This window comes from Bifidobacterium porcinum (assembly GCF_055378475.1).
Genome location: NZ_AP029603.1, coordinates 521415 through 538108, shown reverse-complemented (window position 1 = coordinate 538108; position 16694 = coordinate 521415). Strand labels below are relative to the sequence as shown.

Below are 16694 nucleotides of genomic sequence, written 5' to 3'. Positions count from 1 at the left end.
ACCAGTTTGCACAACAAAACCCTCTGCCGACACTGGCAGGGGTGTCAGCGTCGGCAGAGGGTTGGAGAGCACGGGGCGGCATGCACCGCCCGGGTCGCACGCTACTCGAGTTCGAGCGCTCCGGTGTACAGCTGGTAGTACTCGCCGCGCTGGGCGATGAGCTCATCGTGGTTGCCACGTTCGATGATCCGGCCGTGGTCAAGTACCATAATCACGTCCGCATTGCGGACAGTGGACAACCGGTGCGCGATCACGAAGACCGTACGGCCCTTCATCAACGCGTCCATACCCGCCTGCACAACCTCTTCGGTGCGGGTATCGATTGAGCTGGTCGCCTCATCCAGAATCATCGCCGGCGGATCGGCCACAGCAGCGCGCGCAATCGAAATCAACTGGCGCTGCCCCTGCGACAGACCGGAACCATCACCGGACAGCACGGTGTGATAGCCCTCCGGCAGCATGCGGATGAATCCGTCCGCATTCGTGCGTTTCGCCGCCTCGATGCATTCCTCGTCCGTCGCGTCCAGACGTCCGTAGCGAATGTTGTCCATCACCGTGCCGGTGAATAGGTTCACATCCTGCAGCACGATGCCGAGCGAACGGCGCAAATCCGGCTTGCGGATGTTGCGTACGTCGATGCCGTCATACAGGATCTGGCCTTCCTGGATATCGTAGAAGCGGTTGATGAGGTTCGTGACCGTGGTCTTGCCCGCACCCGTCGCACCAACCAGCGCGACCTTCTGACCCGGCTTGGCGAACCACGTGATGTCATGCAGCACAGGCTTGGACGGATCGTAACCGAAGGTCACATCGGTGAAGCGCACATCGCCGCGCAGCAGCGTGTACCGGCCGTCCGGTGAAGTGATTGCGCTCTCCTTGGCCTTGGCGGCGACTTCACGGGCCTGGCCGCGCAGTTTCGCTGCGGCGGCGAGCGAACGCGTGCCGTCGTCATCCGCCGCGCGTTTCCACGCCCAATGCTGCGTCTCCCGGTCGGTTTCCGTCATCGTGCGCCCGTCTTCGCCGAGTTCGACGTTGACAAGCGTGACCGTACCGCCATCGGCTTCCACCGGCTCATCCATCAAAGCGAAGATGCGCGAGGCGCCAGCGAGCGCCATCATGACCATGGTGAACTGCATGGAGACCTGGCCGAGTGGGTTGATGAATCCGCGCGACAGGGTGAGCATGGCGATGACCGTGCCGAGAGTCATGGTCCCGGCGCCGCCGAAGCCGAAGTTGTGCATGCCGGACAGGCCCGCCCACGCGCCGAGAATCGCGGTGATGACGTACAGCAGGTAGCCGGAGTTGTTCACAATCGGCATGGTGATGTTGCCGTAGGTGTTCGCCTTGGCGGCCGCATCGAACAGTTCGGCGTTGCGGCGGTCGAATTCGCGTTGCGTGGCGTCCTCGTGGTTGAACACCTTGATGACTTTCTGACCGTTGACCGCTTCCTCGACGAAACCGTTGACATCGCCGAGCACGCGCTGCTGACGCACGAACTGGCTGCCGGAGCGGGCGACGAGCTTGTTGACGAACACGAACAGAATAATCGCGAACGCAAGGGTGAACAGCGCGAACGGCACGGACAGCCACATCATCGCAATCAGGGATGCGAGCGCGGACAGCAGCGAGGAGAACATCTGCGGGAAGGACTGCGAAATCGCCTGCCGCAAGGTGTCGGTGTCGTTGGTGTACCGGCTCATCACGTCGCCGTGCTCGTGGGTGTCGAAGTAGCGGATCGGCAGACGCTGCTGGTGGGCGAACATGTCGTCACGGATCTTCTTGAGCGTGCCCTGCTCGATATCGATAATCAGCCAGCCCCACAGCCACGCGCAGAACGTGCCGACCGCGTACATGATGGCCAGCAGCGTGAGCGCGCGGATCAGCGGGCCCCAGTCGGGGTGGGTGGCGGTGACCAGCGGGATGATGTACGTGTCGACGAGCCGCTGCAGGAACGCGATGGACAGCGCCTGCGCGGCGGCGGACACGATGATCGACAGGACGACGATGACCAGACGCACCGGGTATTGGGAGATGTAGCCCCACAGGCGCTTCACGGTGCCGCGCGGGACTTTCGGGCGCGGCTTGCGGCCGGCTCCAGACACAGAGGTCCGGGCGCCAGGTTTCGCCGACACGTCGTCGGGCTTGGCGGCATCCATGGGTTTCGTGGTGTTCTGCGTGCTCATCATGCCTCTCCTTCCTGGGTGGTGCTTGTGGTGGACTGGGCGCTAGCGGTGGCTGCGACGCCATCCGCGGCATCCGCTTCGCCGTGGTTCTTGGTCTGCAGCTCGTAGATCGCGCGGTATTCATCGCTGGTCTTCAACAGCTGCTCATGCGTGCCCTTGTCCATGATGCGGCCGTCCGCCATGACCAGAATCATGTCAGCGTCCTGCACGGAACTCAACCGCTGGGCGATGATGATCTTCGTGACGTCCGGCGCCTCGGAGCGCAGGCCTTCGCGAATCAACTGGTCGGTCTTGGTGTCCACCGCGCTGGTGGAATCGTCCAGAATCAGGATCTTCGGGTTCTTCAGCAGCGCGCGGGCGATGCACAGGCGCTGACGCTGACCACCGGACACGTTCGTACCGCCCTGTTCGATCATGGTGTCGTACTTGTCGGGGAATTCCTGGACGAAGCCGTCCGCCTGAGCGATCTGCGCAGCATGGCGGATCTGCTCGTCGGTGGCCTCCGGGTTGCCCCAACGCAGGTTATCGGCGATGGTGCCGCTGAACAGCACGTTCTTCTGCAATACCATGGCGACCTGGTCGCGCAAGACTTGCAGATCGTATTCACGCACGTCATGCCCGCCGACCTTCAGCGAGCCTTCAGTCACATCGTATAGACGCGGAATCAGCTGCACGAGGCTGGATTTGGACGAGCCCGTGCCACCGATGATGCCGACCACCGAACCTGAGGGGATGTCAAGATTGATGTCGTCAAGCACCGGCTTCTCCGAGTTGCGCGAATAGCGGAAGGTCACATGGTCGAATTCGATGGAACCGTCCGGCACCTGCTCAATCGGGTGGTCGGGGTCGGTGACGGTGCTGCGCTCCTGCAACACCTGGCAGATACGCTCGGCGGACGCCTGCGAGATGATGAACATGACGAACACCATCGAAATCATCATGAGCGCCATGAGGATCTGCAGCGCGTAGGTCACCAGTGCGGTCAGGTCGCCGGTGGTCAGGCCGTGCGCCGCATTGTTCCCGGAGGCCACGATCTGCTGCGCACCCATCCAGGACACCGCGAGCAGGGCGATGTAGATGCACGCGTCCATAAGCGGGGCGTTGAAGCTCAGTATGCGTTCCGCCTTGACGAAATCACGGTAGATGGCGCGGGAGATGCGGCCGAACTTCTCGATCTCATGGTCTTCGCGGTTGTACGACTTGACCACGCGGACGCCTTGGAGGTTCTCATCCACGTCGTTGTTGAGCTTGTCGTAGGTATGGAAGACGCGCTCGAAAATCGGGTGCACCAGAAGGACGATCGCGAACAGCGCGATGCCGAGAATCGGGATGATCGCAAGATATACCAGCGAAATCGGCTTGCTGATGCGGAACGAGCAAATCCATGCGGCGATCATCATGACAGGGGCGCGCACGCCGATGCGGACGATCATCTGGTAGGAGTTCTGCAGGTTGGTCACATCGGTGGTGCTGCGGGTGATGATCGAGCCGGTGGAGAAACGGTCGATATTCGTGAAGCTGAAGCCCTGCACCTTGGCGAACACGTCGTGGCGGAGGTTCTTCGCGAAGCCCGCGGAGGCGACGGCGGCGAACCGGCCGGCGAGCGTGCCGGCGGCAAACGAGACGAGCGCGCACAGGAACAGGATCAGGCCGAATTTCCACACGGCAGGCATGGAGCCGCCGGAGATGCCCTGGTCGATGAGGTTCGCCATGACCGTCGGGATGACGATTTCCATAATCGCCTCAACGGCGACGGCGAGCGGTGTAAGCAGACTTTCCTTCTTGTATTCGCGCAGGCTGTGAAGCAGGGTACGGATGACGTGCGTGGGTTTCGCCGGTGCATCGGCGGCGGCGCGCGTAGTCGCGGGTGTGCTCGTGGTCACTGGTTGCGTTCCTTTCCTTCCTTGATGGTGTTCCGGTCATAGTGGATGATGCTTGCGGCGAGGCAGCCAACGGTCTGTGACGGTTCCGGCTGGTCCGTGGACTGCGCCGGCGCCCGGGTGGCTTGGGATTGGGCGGCGATGTCGAGCGCGGTGTCCATATTCTGATGCAGCCGGGCGAGATAGTTGCGTAATTGGGCGAGTTCGTCGGGCGTAAAACCCACGGTGAGGGAGGTTTCGGCGCAGTGTCCGTTGACGATGAGATCGGCGACGATTCGGTCGGCTTTGGCGGTGAGTTCGATCCGTTTGAGCCTGGCGTCACGGGCGACCGGTTTGCGGATGATCAGCCCCTTGTGCTCCATGCGGGTCAGCACGCGTGAGGCGGTGGACCGGGTGATGCAAAAGCGGGTTTCGATATCGTGCTGGAATATCTCATCACCGCGATGGCGGTCGAGGAACATGATGATGCTGGCGTTGCCGTCTGTCGCTTCGCGCGCGCTGGCAGGCATCGTCAATCCGAGATACCGGCGGACCGCCCTGGCGAGCCGTTGGATTTCCACTCCCAGGGGGATCTGATCGGACGCCGGGGCGCAGCCGGGCCCGGACCTGCTGTCATCGCGGCAGACAGCAGGCGTGATGCCAGACTGATTGATGTCATATGTCATGTTCTTCCCCTGTGACTGCCCGAATGATGGATGTGATGCAGGATACGTGCGGTTGCCGTGGCGTGTTGGCGTGGACGTTCCGAATGTTGATGGTAATAGGTGCTCCATACAACAGTTGCATATGCAACATTCGGCGTGTCGAACCGGTTTGCCATCGACCACGCAGCTTTCCCATGACCGAACGGTCCACATACGGCTCTCCGGGATACCGTCCGCACGGTTACGGTCACCGCCCCTGCCCTGCGGCGCATTACGGCAACCAACTCGCCGCGGAGGCTCATCACCGGCCGACGACGGCACCCGACAACAGCCAGCATCCGCCGTTGCCACGCCGGCCGAACCGGTCTGTTTGCAGCAATCCCAAGGAAGCACGGCGCAGCCTTCGGATCCCCGCGATTCCCGGCAGCCCGAAGACCCGCGGACACGCCCGCACCGCTTGTCACATCATGACCGAACCACTAAACTACCAGTTGGTAACTAAATCCGCCTCGATGAAGAAAGCGAACCGTCATGACCGACGATCTTCCCTACCGAAACCCAGAACTGCCTGCATCGCAACGCATCGCCGACCTGCTCGGACGCATGACCCTCGAAGAGAAAGTCGGGCAGATGATGCAACTCGATGCCCGCAACGGCAACCTCGATGATCTCATCGTCACCAAACACGTCGGCTCGATTCTGCACACCAGCCCAGCCGACCTGCCGCGCGCCGTCGAAACCGTGAACACCAAAACACGCCTCGGCATTCCGTTGCTTATCGGCGACGACTGCATCCACGGATACTCCTTCTGGCCGGGAGCCACCATCTTCCCCTCGCAACTGGGCATGGCGGCCAGCTGGGACCCCGCCGCAGTGCAGGCAGTCGGCCGCGCGACCGCCAAAGAAGTCTCCGCCACCGGCGTGCACTGGACCTTCTCCCCCGTACTGTGCATCGCCCGAGACACCCGATGGGGCCGCGTGGATGAAACCTTCGGCGAAGACCCGACCCTGATCGGCGACATGGCCTCCGCCATCATCAAGGGCTACCAAGGCGGCGCCAAAGCCGGCGAGCCGCTCGCCCACGACGCCATCCTCGCATGCGCCAAGCATTTCGCCGGCTACAGCGAGACCCAAGGAGGCCGTGACGCTTCCGAAGCCGACCTGTCCCACCGCAAACTCGAATCATGGTTCCTTCCGCCCTTCGAACGGGTCGCCAAAGAAGGCTGCGGCACCTTCATGCTCGGCTACGAGTCCATCGACGGCATACCGGTTACGTTCAACCACTGGCTGCTCTCCGATAAGCTGCGCGGTGACTGGAACTACCAAGGCACGCTGATCACCGACTGGGACAACGTCGGCCGCGCGGTGTGGGAGCAGAAAGTCAAAGCCAATTATGCGCATGCCGCCGCAGACGCAGTCAAAGCCGGCAACGACCTGATCATGACCACACCGCAGTTCTACGACGGCGCCATCGAAGCCGTGCACACCGGCTTGCTGGATGAAGCGCTGATCGACGCCGCAGTGAGCCGCATCCTCGCGCTCAAATTCCGGCTCGGCCTGTTCGAAGACCCCCGATTGCCCGATGAACGGCGCATCAAAGAAGTCGTCGGCTGCGACGCCCATCAGCATCTCAACCTGCGCATCGCCCGTGAATCCACAGTCCTGCTGAATAACAACGGGGCGCTGCCGTTCGCCGCCGCCGGCAAACGCATCGCCGTCATCGGTCCGCTTGCCGACGACGCCCAGAACCAGCTGGGCGACTGGGCGGGCAACTCCGGCCAAGTCACCTGGATGCCCGACGGCCAGCCGCGCGGCATGATCACCACAATCCTCGACGGATTCAAACAACTCGCCCCACAAGGCTGCAAAGTCACCTACTGCCGCGGCGCGAACATCATCGACCTGGTCGATGACCCGGAAGGCGCATACTTCCCGGACGGCCAGCCGCGCCCGAAACTCGCCGTCAGCGCCCCCGTCGACCAACGGCTGCTCGACGAAGCCGTGGATAACGCCCGCCAGAGCGACCTCATCGTCGCTGTCGTCGGCGACGTCGTGCAACTGGTCGGAGAAACCTGCTCGACCGCAACCTTGGAACTGCTCGGCGGCCAGAACGCCATGCTCGAAGCGCTCAGCGATGTGGCGCGCGAGACCAGCACACCGCTGGTCGTCGTGCTGATGAGTTCCAAACCCCAAGTCATGCCCGCATGCGTGATCGGCGGCAACGGCGTGATCGTGGACGAATCCACAGCAGCCGGCGTCAGCGCGTTCCTGTGGGCGCCGAACCCGGGAATGAAAGGCGGGCAGGCGATCGCCGAAATCATCCTCGGCATCACCGATCCCAGCGGCAGGCTTCCCATCACCTTCCCGCGCCATGTCGGGCAGCTGCCGGTGTATTACAACCAGATTCGCGGCCAACACGGCAACCGCTACGCCGATCTCACGCAGGACCCGGCATTCGCGTTCGGCGAAGGGCTGAGCTACACCACCTTCGACTACGGCGAAGTGGCCATCACCAACACCCCGGCATGCGGGACATACACCGTGGATGACACCGTACACGCCGAAATCACACTGACCAATACCGGCGACCGGGCAGGCACCGAAGTCGTTCAGCTGTATATCGGCGACATCGTCACCTCATACAGCTGGACCGACCGCGAGCTCAAGGCGTTCCGACGCGTGCACCTCAAACCGGGCGAAACCACGATTGTGGCCTTCGACATTCCGGTGGCCGACTGCACCATCGTCGATCAAGAAGCCCACAGATTTGTGGAACCCGGCGAGTTCGAGGTGCTGATCGGCCATTCCAGCCGTCGCACAGACCTCAAACGCGCCACGTTCACCGTCGCATAGGTGGCATCCGCCTAGGCGGCAACGCCATATAGCGATAACAATCGCGCGTTTTGCGTACCAACCATATACGGAGTACGGTGCCGCCGAACCCACGACGGTTCAGCGGTACCCCTCCCACAGCGGCAGCGGAAACAGCAAATCCTCCATCGCCGCCCATTCCTCACACAAATCAATCGCCGGCTCGCGCAACCAACGCAACTGCACGCCATCCATGATCTCCATCGCACGACGGACCAGCGGGCGCATATCCTGCCACTGTCCCACCCACTGCGGAATCTCCCATGCGAATCCGCTGTAATACCGCCATATCGCATCCGGCCGACGGGCGAACTCCTCATGCAGCGGATGCCGCGGATTGAACGATTCGACCTGAAGCATGGAAAACAACTGCACCAGCATGCGCCGCTGCGCATTGCACTGCACCAGGAATCGCAGATAGGCGGGGAACCGCATCGCACCCGGCCCGCTGCCCGGCAGCCCGGAGGCGCGGAACTCCTCCGGGCTGCCAATCGCATTGTAATATTCGTGATACACCATCGCCAGCATATTGTCTTTGCTGCCGACATACCGCAGCACGCCCTGCTTGGAAATGCCGACCCGGTCAGCGACATCCTGCACGGACATGCCGTTGAATCCGCGTTCGCCGATGAGTTCGACCGCGGCGTTCAGCACCTCGCGTCGACGCTCCTGCGGTGGTTTGCGGATCCGCTTGCTGCGCTGAGTATCCATACACCCGAGTGTATCGGTGCGAACGGAAAACCCGAGCGCGCTCTCAGGCCTGGAACACGTCTGGGTGGACGGGATCGCCCGGCACATCGGCAAGCAGCCCCTCCAGCCCGAGGAACTCCTGCCAGAAGTCAAGCGGCTGCCCATACGGCGTCGCCTCACTGCCATGCGCCTGCACGTTCGCCTTCGCTTCCAACACGTCAAGATCGCTCAGCCCATCGAAATACGATGTCAGCCGGCCGAGGTTCTCATCGTCATAGAACAGGGAACCGATGATCTCCGTCAACCGTTGGGCACGTTCGACCGGCAGTGAATCCCAGTGGCGCAGTTCGATGAAGTTCTTCAGCCGCACATCGTTGAAATGCGTGGACAGCACATGATTGACCTCATACGCATTCAGTTCGCGATCAGGATAGATTTCTCCGGCGTTGTCGCGGAACGCGGCGCGATGCTTCTGAGCGTCAGGCAGCCCTTCAGCCTCGGGCGTGTGCGTCAGATCGGCGAACATCATCGGAGTGCTCAACACGTCCACCGCGTAATCCTCCCAGCCGAACCGGTCATCGTACAACCCGGGGATCAGGTTGGTGCGCTGGCAGTCAAGGAAATCCCACATGCGCTGGCGCAGCAGCGGGAACGGGTTCTCGGTGCCTTCGAAATACGGGGTGTTGCGGAAGAACCACGCGAGAATCGGGCCGATTGCCGTCCCCACGCGCAGCTTGCGGATGGCGTCCTGCTCGTTCTGATAGTCGATGCTCACCTGCGTGGAAGCGGAACCGCGCATCATGCACAAGCCGTACTGGCCGACGCGTCCCAGATAATCGGTCATCGCCTCGTACCGGCTCTTCGGGTTGACCGGAATGTCGGCGTAGCTGGTGTTCGGCTGGTAACCGTAGTTGATCAGGCGGAAGTCCAGCGCGTCAAGAATCGGATCGACCTCGTCACGGAAGCGGCCGTAAATCTCGCTCAACTCTTGTGGATCGTGCAGCACACCGATCGAGCATTCGACTTGGGCGCCCGGTTCCAGGGAAATCGAAATCCCTTTTCGGGCAAGCCCAACCAAATGCCCGTTCTCCCAGTATTCCTTATCGGCGTCATAATACGGGCGCATACGGTTGAGCAGCTCCTCAACCCCGTTCGGCTCGTAGTAGTTGACCGCCTGGTCGCTGCCATTGCGTACGGGCAGATGCTCGATCTCCACCCCGTAGCCGTCATCGCGTTCCGGCTTGGCGCCGCTTTCGAAGAAGCGGACCAGGCTGTCAACGTGCTTGGGGTTGACGGTGGCATTCATGTGCGCGTAGCTGATGCGTGGTGTGCTCATGCTGCCATCGTAGGCGAAATACCGTCGTCACGCGCGCAATGCCGCGCCGTACGCTCTACGAAAAACTGATAGCGACTTGCAACGTTCCGGATTGTCCGCCACGTTCAGCGTGCTGTTCTGCTTGCTCAGGGCGCGTACAGACCGTTCGGATGATACCGGTTCGGGCGGGTTGTTATACGGTTCGAACGCTGAGCCGGTTCGGGCGGGTTGTATGCTTCATCCGGCTCAGTTCGTTCGCTCGCTTCAGTCCGCGGTGGACAGCGGAGCTTGCGAATCGCTTTCCTGCCCCGGCCGGTTGCCGGCAGCACCGTGCATCGGCTCGTCAAGATGAGCGTTGTGGTTCTTCTTGGCGGCGGCAATCATGAGCTTGAGCCGGTTGAGCTGGTTCGCCTCGGACGCGCCCGGATCATAGTCGATCGACACGATGTTGGCCTGCGGGTACAGACGGCGGATCTTGCCGAACATGCCTCGCCCGGTCACATGGTTAGGCAGGCACGCGAACGGCTGGGCGCACACGATATTCGGGCAGCCGGATTCGATCAGCTCGATGATTTCTGCGGTCAGCAGCCATCCTTCGCCCGCTTGCACGCCGACTGACGTAACCTCGTCGGCGGTCTTGACGAGCTGCTCCATGCGTTCGTCCTGGCTGAACTTGCCGTGCGCGGTGGCGATGGCACGACGCACCGGATTAAGCCCGCGATTAAGGGCCCACCGCATGATCGCGTCCATAGTCTGGCTACCGCCGGTGCCCAGATGGTCCTCGTTCCACTTGTCGGTGTACGGGTGCTGGGTCATGAATTCGATAATGCCCGGCACCACAGCCTCGCAACCTTGCGCCTCGATCTGGTCAACGACATGGTTGTTGGCGTCCGGATGGTATTTGACGAGAATCTCACCTACCACACCGACACGCGGCTTGCGCGGGATATCCTTGAGCGGCAGCTCGTCGAAGGTGCGCACGATCTTCTTCAAGAGCTGCGGGTACAGCCAGTAGCCCTTGCCGTACACACGCTTGGCGGTTTTGGAATACCCGTGGTGTTCGATGGTCTCGCGCAGGATCGTATCCCACTGTTCATATAGGGCGTTCGCGCTGCCCGGTTCCGCCTCGTAGGGGCGGACGCGGTACAGGCATTTCATGAGCAAATCGCCGTACACGAGCGCTTTGCCGGCACGTTCCAGCATCGCCGGTGTCGCCTTGAAGCCCGGGTTGCTTTCCAGCCCCTGGAAGCTCAGCGCGATGACCGGAATCTGTGGATATCCGGCGTCAATCAGCGCCTTGCGGATCAGACCGTAGTAGTTGGTGGCTCGACACATGCCGCCGGTCTGCGAAATGGCGAGCGCCACATGGTTGGGATCGTACTTGCCTTGGATGATGGCGTCCACCAGTTGTCCGACGACCATGATCGCCGGATAGCAGGCGTCGTTGTTCACGTATTTGAGGCCGGTTTCGACATCTTCGTTGCTGGCGTGTTTGAGCACGTCGAACTTGTATCCTCCGGAGCGGATGACGGATTCGACCAGCGAGAAGTGCACCGGGCTCATCTGCGGGCAGACGATGGTGTAGTCGCGCATGGATTTCTCGAAGCGGACCTTGTGCGCGTACCGGCTCATGGTGGCCTCGTTGCGGGCGGATCCGCCGCGCTTGCCAGTCTTCGAGCCGTCCTGCTGCGATGTTTGGGCATTGCGGCACGCGGCCTTCCTGACCGCCTCGGTGAGCTTCGGATTCTCGGCCATCACGGTGTCGAGCATCGCCTGACGTCCCGGGGTCGGAGCAGGGCCGCCGGTGTGGCGGAAGCCGCTGTCGGATGCGGTTTGCGCGGGCTGCGGTTCCAGCGATTCAGGAGATTCCAGCGATTCGGGAGATTCCGACGACTTGTGACCGTCGCGCAATTCGGCGTTGCGTTCACGCTCCTCGACGGCGGCTTTCAGCGAGCGCAGACGAATCTTGGCCGCGCCGAGGTTGCTGACCTCGTCGATTTTGAGCACGGTGTACACGTCGGCCTTGTCGGCGAGGATTTCGCTGACCTGGTCGGTGGTGATGGCGTCGAGGCCGCAGCCGAAGGAATTGAGCTGCACGAGTTCAAGCCCCGGATAGGAGGACACGAAGCGCGCCGCCGCATACAAGCGGGCATGGTAAGCCCACTGGTTCTGTACACGCAACGGCATGCGTGTGACCTTGCGGTCGCCCACCTCACGGAATCCCGCAGAATCCTTGGCACGGGGGTTCTTCTCCCCCGCGGCCAGATAGTCGCTCAAATGCAAGTCCTCACCGGGCTGCAGCTCGCAGATCGAATCCTCGGAAAGCACGACCATACCCAGCGAGCAAATCGTCTCGGGAATGCCGTGATTGACTTCAGGATCGATGTGGTAAGGCCGCCCGGCGAGCACGATGCCACGGCAATCATGCTCCTTCATGTACGCGAGCGCGCGCAAGCCTTCCTGCTGTACGTCATGCTTGAACAGCTTATCCTCGGCGTATGCAGCCTTGACCGCCTCCTGCGCCTCGTCCATCGTCACGTTCGCCCACGCGAATTCCTCGACAATGCGCTTAGCCATGAGCTCATGGTTGGCGAGGTTGAAATAGGGGCGCATGTAGCGGATGCCGGGTTCGCGCAGTTCGGGCATATTCGCGCCGATGACGACCGGGTAGTTCGCGACGACCGGGCAATTGTAATGGTTGTCGGTGTTGGGCACGAGGTTCTCCTCGTAGCTCACGCACGGGTAGAAGATTGTCTTGACGCCCTTGTTGAGCAGCCATTTGATATGGCCGTGCACCAGCTTCGCCGGGTAGCAGATGTTCTCGGAGGCGATGGATTCGATGCCGGTTTCGAACAGTTCGTGGCTGGAACGTCCGGAGATGATGACCTTGAAGCCGAGATTGGTGAGCAGGGTGAACCAGAACGGGTAGTTCTCGTACATGTTGAGCACGCGCGGAATGCCGATTTCTCCGCGAGTCGCCTTCTTATCGGTCAGGCGGCGGTAGGCGAAGCAGCGCTTGTACTTGTAGTCGTACAGGTTCGGCCGGTCGGAACGCTTCTTCTTCGCGTCGCCGCCGCGTTCACACCGGTTGCCGGTCACGTAGCGCGAACCGTCCTGGAAGGTCGTGATGGTGAGCTTGCAGTGGTTCTGGCACAGCTTGCACACGTCACGGGACGTGGTCATCGACAGATTGTCAAGCGCCTGACCGCTCAGGATGCCGGAACGCGTGTGCTCGGCGGCCGGATCGTCGTCCGCAGCGTCGACGTAATGCATGCGGGCGGTCAGCGCGGCGCCGTACGCGCCCATAAGGCCGGCGATGTTCGGGCGGGTGACCTCGCGTTTGGTCAGCAGTTCGAAAGCACGCAGCACGGCATCGTTGAGGAAGGTGCCGCCTTGGACAACGACCGTGTCACCGAGCGCATCGGCGTCACGCAGTTTGATGACCTTGTACAGTGCGTTGCGTACGACCGAATAGCACAGGCCCGCGGCGATGTCCTCGATGGATGCGCCTTCTTTCTGCGCCTGTTTGACGGAGGAGTTCATGAACACGGTGCAACGCGAGCCCAAATCGACCGGATGTGTGGAGTTCAGGGCTTTTTGCGTGAATTCTTCGATGCTCAACCCCATGGACTGGGCGAAAGTCTGCAGGAAGGATCCACAGCCGGACGAGCAGGCCTCGTTGACGGCAATCGAGTCGATGACCCCGTCGTTGATGGCGAGGTATTTCATGTCCTGGCCGCCGATATCGATGACGGCAGTCACGCCGGGGCTGACCATTTCGGCGCCACGGTAGTGCGCCATCGTCTCGACGACGCCCTCATCCAAGTGCAGACCGGTGGAAATCAGACCTTCGCCGTAGCCGGTCGCACAAGAACGCGCAATCCACGCTTCAGGCGGCAGCTGCGCCTGGATGCGTTTGACGATGTCCACGGCGGCGGTCAGCGGGCTGCCCTCGTTCGTGGCGTAGGAGGACCATACGATTTCGCGGTCGTCGTTGACGAGGGTTGCCTTGATGGTGGTCGAACCCGCGTCGATGCCGAGGAAGTGCGGGCCGGATGCCCCTTCGAGCGTGCCCACATGCACGTGTTCGCGGTGGTGACGGGCGTTGAACGCCTCGCGGTCCACCTCGGTGGGGAACAGCGGTGGCATGGTCTTCGTATTGCTCGGCAGGTTCTTCAGTCGCTCCAAATCATCAAGAATCTGCGCGCAAGTGCGTGGTTCGGCGACCGTGGCGGTGCTTGTGTCGTCATCGTCGTCGTTGTCGTCGCCGGCGATGAGTGCGGCACCGAACGCGACATACAAATGGGCGTTGCTCGGGGTGATGAACTCGTCGACCTTGCCTTCGAGCGCACGGTGGAAGGCTTCGCGCAGCTCGGACATGAAGAACAGCGGCCCGCCGAGGAAAACGACGTTGCCGTGGATTGGCCTGCCGGAAGCAAGGCCCGCGATTGTCTGCGTGGCGACGGCGGTGAAGATCGAAGCCGCCAAATCGGGTTTCGCCGCGCCGTCGTTGATAAGCGGCTGCAAATCGGATTTCGCGAACACGCCGCAACGCGAAGCAATCGGGTACAAGGTCTGGTAATGCTTGGCCATTTCGTTGAGGCCGGCCGCATCCGTATCCAACAGGGTGGCCATCTGGTCGATGAATGCGCCGGTGCCGCCCGCGCACGAACCGTTCATGCGCTGCTCAGGGGTGGGCTTCAAATACGTGATTTTCGCGTCCTCGCCACCGAGTTCGATGATGACATCAGCTTGCGGGATTTCCTGGTCAATCGCGCGGGTTTCGGCGATGACTTCCTGGATGAAGGGCACGTGGATGTTGTCGGCGAGTGTCAGGCCGCCGGAGCCGGTGATCGCCAAGCGAATCGGTTCGTCGCCCCGCCCGAGCTGGTCGAGTCTCGTCCGGATGTCTTCGAGCAGACCGGCGACGGTGGCTCGCACATTCGCGTGATGTCGGCGGTAGTCGGAGAACAGCGCACCGTCAAGCGTGTCACTTTGGTCGAGCACCACTGCTTTGACCGTGGTCGATCCGATGTCGAGACCGACACGCAACGGTTTCCTCCCGTGTTCGCCGGTCATGACATGTTCTCCCTGTTCCACCATCTGCACCTCATATCCATTGTCGGCGGAGTGCCGGGCGGTGCCGACCTCAAACCGTGCACCTGCCCGCCCCGCCGAATTTCCTCTAGTGAATGCTAACGCATACGGACGTCAGCGGAACTCGCCCCCAGCGAAACAGGACAGATGTCTGGTATCTGTCCCGCGGATTTGTGCTACCCGCGAGTTGGAACACGCGCATGCCCGGTCAGGAGCGTGCCGGTGTCTTTGCCGGCATCCGGCGTTTCACCGCGGCCGACACCGCGGCAGTCGCCCGCATGGCGCCCCAGGCGAGCAGGGTGACGACGAACGCGACGAACACGCCGCCGACTAGCAGACGCACGGTCATCGGCACCTTGATGCGCCCCGACAGCGCGCGGATGGTGCGGTTTCGGAGGCTGCTGGGGTGAAGGTGGTTGTGGCGGTAGGGGCGGCTGCATCGCAGGATGCGGTATCGGCGGGGCCGGACGAGTCGCTTGCAGGCTCAGCGGCAGTTGCGGTCGTCGTGGCTGGCTCAATCCATCGCGTGGGATGGTAGAGCATGCGCAACCGTGTAGGTATCGGCGTGGCGCGGACGCTGTCGGCATGCGTGTGCAGGTACCGCAGTTTGTCGCATTGCCAGACGGAATACGCGATGACCGCCCCCATGAGTGAGGCCTCCGGGCCGACGCCCGCGCCGGCGGCGAGGATAATCAGCGCGATGAGCAGGTCACGCCATGCGGTGTGATAGTTGATAGCTTCCCCGCGTTTCAGGGCGCCGAGAACATCGCGCGTGGTGTGTGGAATGTCACCCCAGCGTCGTTTGCCCCAGACCAGCAGCAGGGTGCCCACGACCGCGACCGGCACGGCGTACACCCATCGCGACGGCACACGGACGGCCCACACCTCTCAAATCAGCGTAACCGCGGTGTTCTCCACCACGAGGAACAGCGCAGCAATCGCAAGGACGATCACGCTCAGCGACGCCGCATTACAGCGCATACCTGATTCGTTTCATCACCCTAGCCACTGTAATCGCCCATCCCTCACAAACCAGCTACGCAAACGGCTTTCCCAGCGTAGACAGTTTGTGGGAAACAGGCGCGAGACGGACGCACGCCAGGGGATTTACTGTTCGGCGGAGATGCTATCGTTACCTTCCCCGGCGGCGCGATCCTTGCCATAGATTTCCGGGATGAAGCGCTCCTGGTCGTGCAGTTTGCTCCAGATGACAGGCTCGCCCGCCACAAAGGATTTCTGCACGTCGATGATCCGCTGATTGCTCGAACCGCGGAATTGCAGCAAAGAATCGTGCAGGTCCTTGATATACCGGCCGTCGACGAGAATATCGATCTCGTGTAGCAGATCGAGTTTGTCCGGGGTCTCGCCGGGGCGCATGAGCTCCTCCCACGTGTAGCCGGTCCAGCACCAGATGTCTTTCGTATGGCCGAAACGTTCGCGGATTTTGCGTGCCAGCGGCAGCAACACGCCCGTATTGAGCAAGGGCTCGCCGCCAAGGAAGGTGATGCCCTGCACGTATGACTGGGACAGGTCGTCCATGATTTGCGCCTCGAGCGCGTCATTGTATTCATGGCCTGCTTGGAAATCCCAGATGGACTTGTTGTAGCATTCCACGCAGTGGAACGGGCATCCGGACACGTACAGGGAACAGCGGATGCCTTCGCCATCGGTCATAAGGAACCGCTTGTAGTCGGCGATCATATTGTGGCTCATCCGGTTCGTCCACTGTCCGGCTTTCGGGTTGTTCGACCGATTGGTCGGGATGAACGGACCGCGGTCGGTCTCCCCCGCCGCGAAATCATGCAATGTCGTTGCTGCCATCTGTACTCCCCTGCTCCTTAGCTCCTTGTTGTATTCCGGGCACGCCACCGAAGCTTGCCCGCACGGCAATGACGGCCGTGTGCAGCGTGCATCACGGCCGTCATCATTGTTTCCCGGTTCGCCGCCTTCGGATATCCGTCTGGCGGCCTGCTCCCGGTGTTTTCCGGGCTATGTTTTTCCGGATGTTGCGCTC

General features: G+C 61.8%; 10 protein-coding genes. 1 reads left to right on the top strand and 9 read right to left on the bottom strand.

Translation table 11 applies throughout. The features are described from left to right. Window positions 1–101: 101 nt before the first annotated feature. From ACZ41G_RS01935 to ACZ41G_RS01925, 3 genes are all read right to left on the bottom strand, one after another. The gene (locus ACZ41G_RS01935) at window positions 102–2183 is read right to left on the bottom strand and encodes an ABC transporter ATP-binding protein (protein ID WP_464146176.1); all 2082 of its coding nucleotides are present in this window, start codon (window positions 2181–2183) and stop codon (window positions 102–104) included. Continuing rightward, window positions 2183–3919, bottom strand: a complete 1737-nt coding sequence (locus ACZ41G_RS01930; protein ID WP_441481697.1) for an ABC transporter ATP-binding protein — start codon at window positions 3917–3919, stop codon at window positions 2183–2185. Before ACZ41G_RS01930 ends, ACZ41G_RS01935 begins: the two co-directional genes overlap by 1 nt. 143 nt (window positions 3920–4062) lie before the next feature. Continuing rightward, on the bottom strand, window positions 4063–4728 hold the full coding sequence (locus ACZ41G_RS01925) for a MarR family winged helix-turn-helix transcriptional regulator (protein ID WP_464145626.1): 666 nt from the start codon (window positions 4726–4728) through the stop codon (window positions 4063–4065). Window positions 4729–5238: 510 nt separating this feature from the next. Between ACZ41G_RS01925 and ACZ41G_RS01920 the strand changes: the two genes are divergently transcribed. Continuing rightward, window positions 5239–7560 (top strand): glycoside hydrolase family 3 N-terminal domain-containing protein, encoded by a 2322-nt coding sequence (locus tag ACZ41G_RS01920; RefSeq protein ID WP_464145624.1) that lies wholly within the window; start codon window positions 5239–5241, stop codon window positions 7558–7560. A 99-nt stretch (window positions 7561–7659) separates the two neighbouring features. On the opposite strand, the gene ACZ41G_RS01915 is transcribed toward ACZ41G_RS01920, so the two are convergent. The 6 genes from ACZ41G_RS01915 to nrdG form a co-directional block, all read right to left on the bottom strand. Next, window positions 7660–8289 carry a TetR/AcrR family transcriptional regulator gene (locus ACZ41G_RS01915; RefSeq protein WP_441481565.1) on the bottom strand — a complete coding sequence of 210 codons (630 nt, stop codon included), beginning with the start codon at window positions 8287–8289 and terminating at the stop codon, window positions 7660–7662. Window positions 8290–8332: 43 nt separating this feature from the next. Next, window positions 8333–9604, bottom strand: a complete 1272-nt coding sequence (locus ACZ41G_RS01910; protein ID WP_464145622.1) for a glutamate-cysteine ligase family protein — start codon at window positions 9602–9604, stop codon at window positions 8333–8335. Between the two features lie 243 nt (window positions 9605–9847). After that, window positions 9848–14686, bottom strand: a complete 4839-nt coding sequence (locus ACZ41G_RS01905; RefSeq protein ID WP_464145620.1) for an acyl-CoA dehydratase activase-related protein — start codon at window positions 14684–14686, stop codon at window positions 9848–9850. 202 nt (window positions 14687–14888) lie between these two features. Further along, complete coding sequence (locus tag ACZ41G_RS01900; RefSeq protein WP_464145618.1) at window positions 14889–15023, bottom strand: hypothetical protein; 135 nt, start codon at window positions 15021–15023, stop codon at window positions 14889–14891. 2 nt (window positions 15024–15025) lie between these two features. Further along, on the bottom strand, window positions 15026–15550 hold the full coding sequence (locus ACZ41G_RS01895; protein WP_464145616.1) for a hypothetical protein: 525 nt from the start codon (window positions 15548–15550) through the stop codon (window positions 15026–15028). 237 nt (window positions 15551–15787) lie between these two features. Beyond that, a complete protein-coding gene (gene nrdG, locus ACZ41G_RS01890; protein WP_081966451.1) occupies window positions 15788–16501 on the bottom strand; it encodes an anaerobic ribonucleoside-triphosphate reductase activating protein in 714 nt (237 codons plus the stop codon). Window positions 16502–16694: the final 193 nt, after the last annotated feature.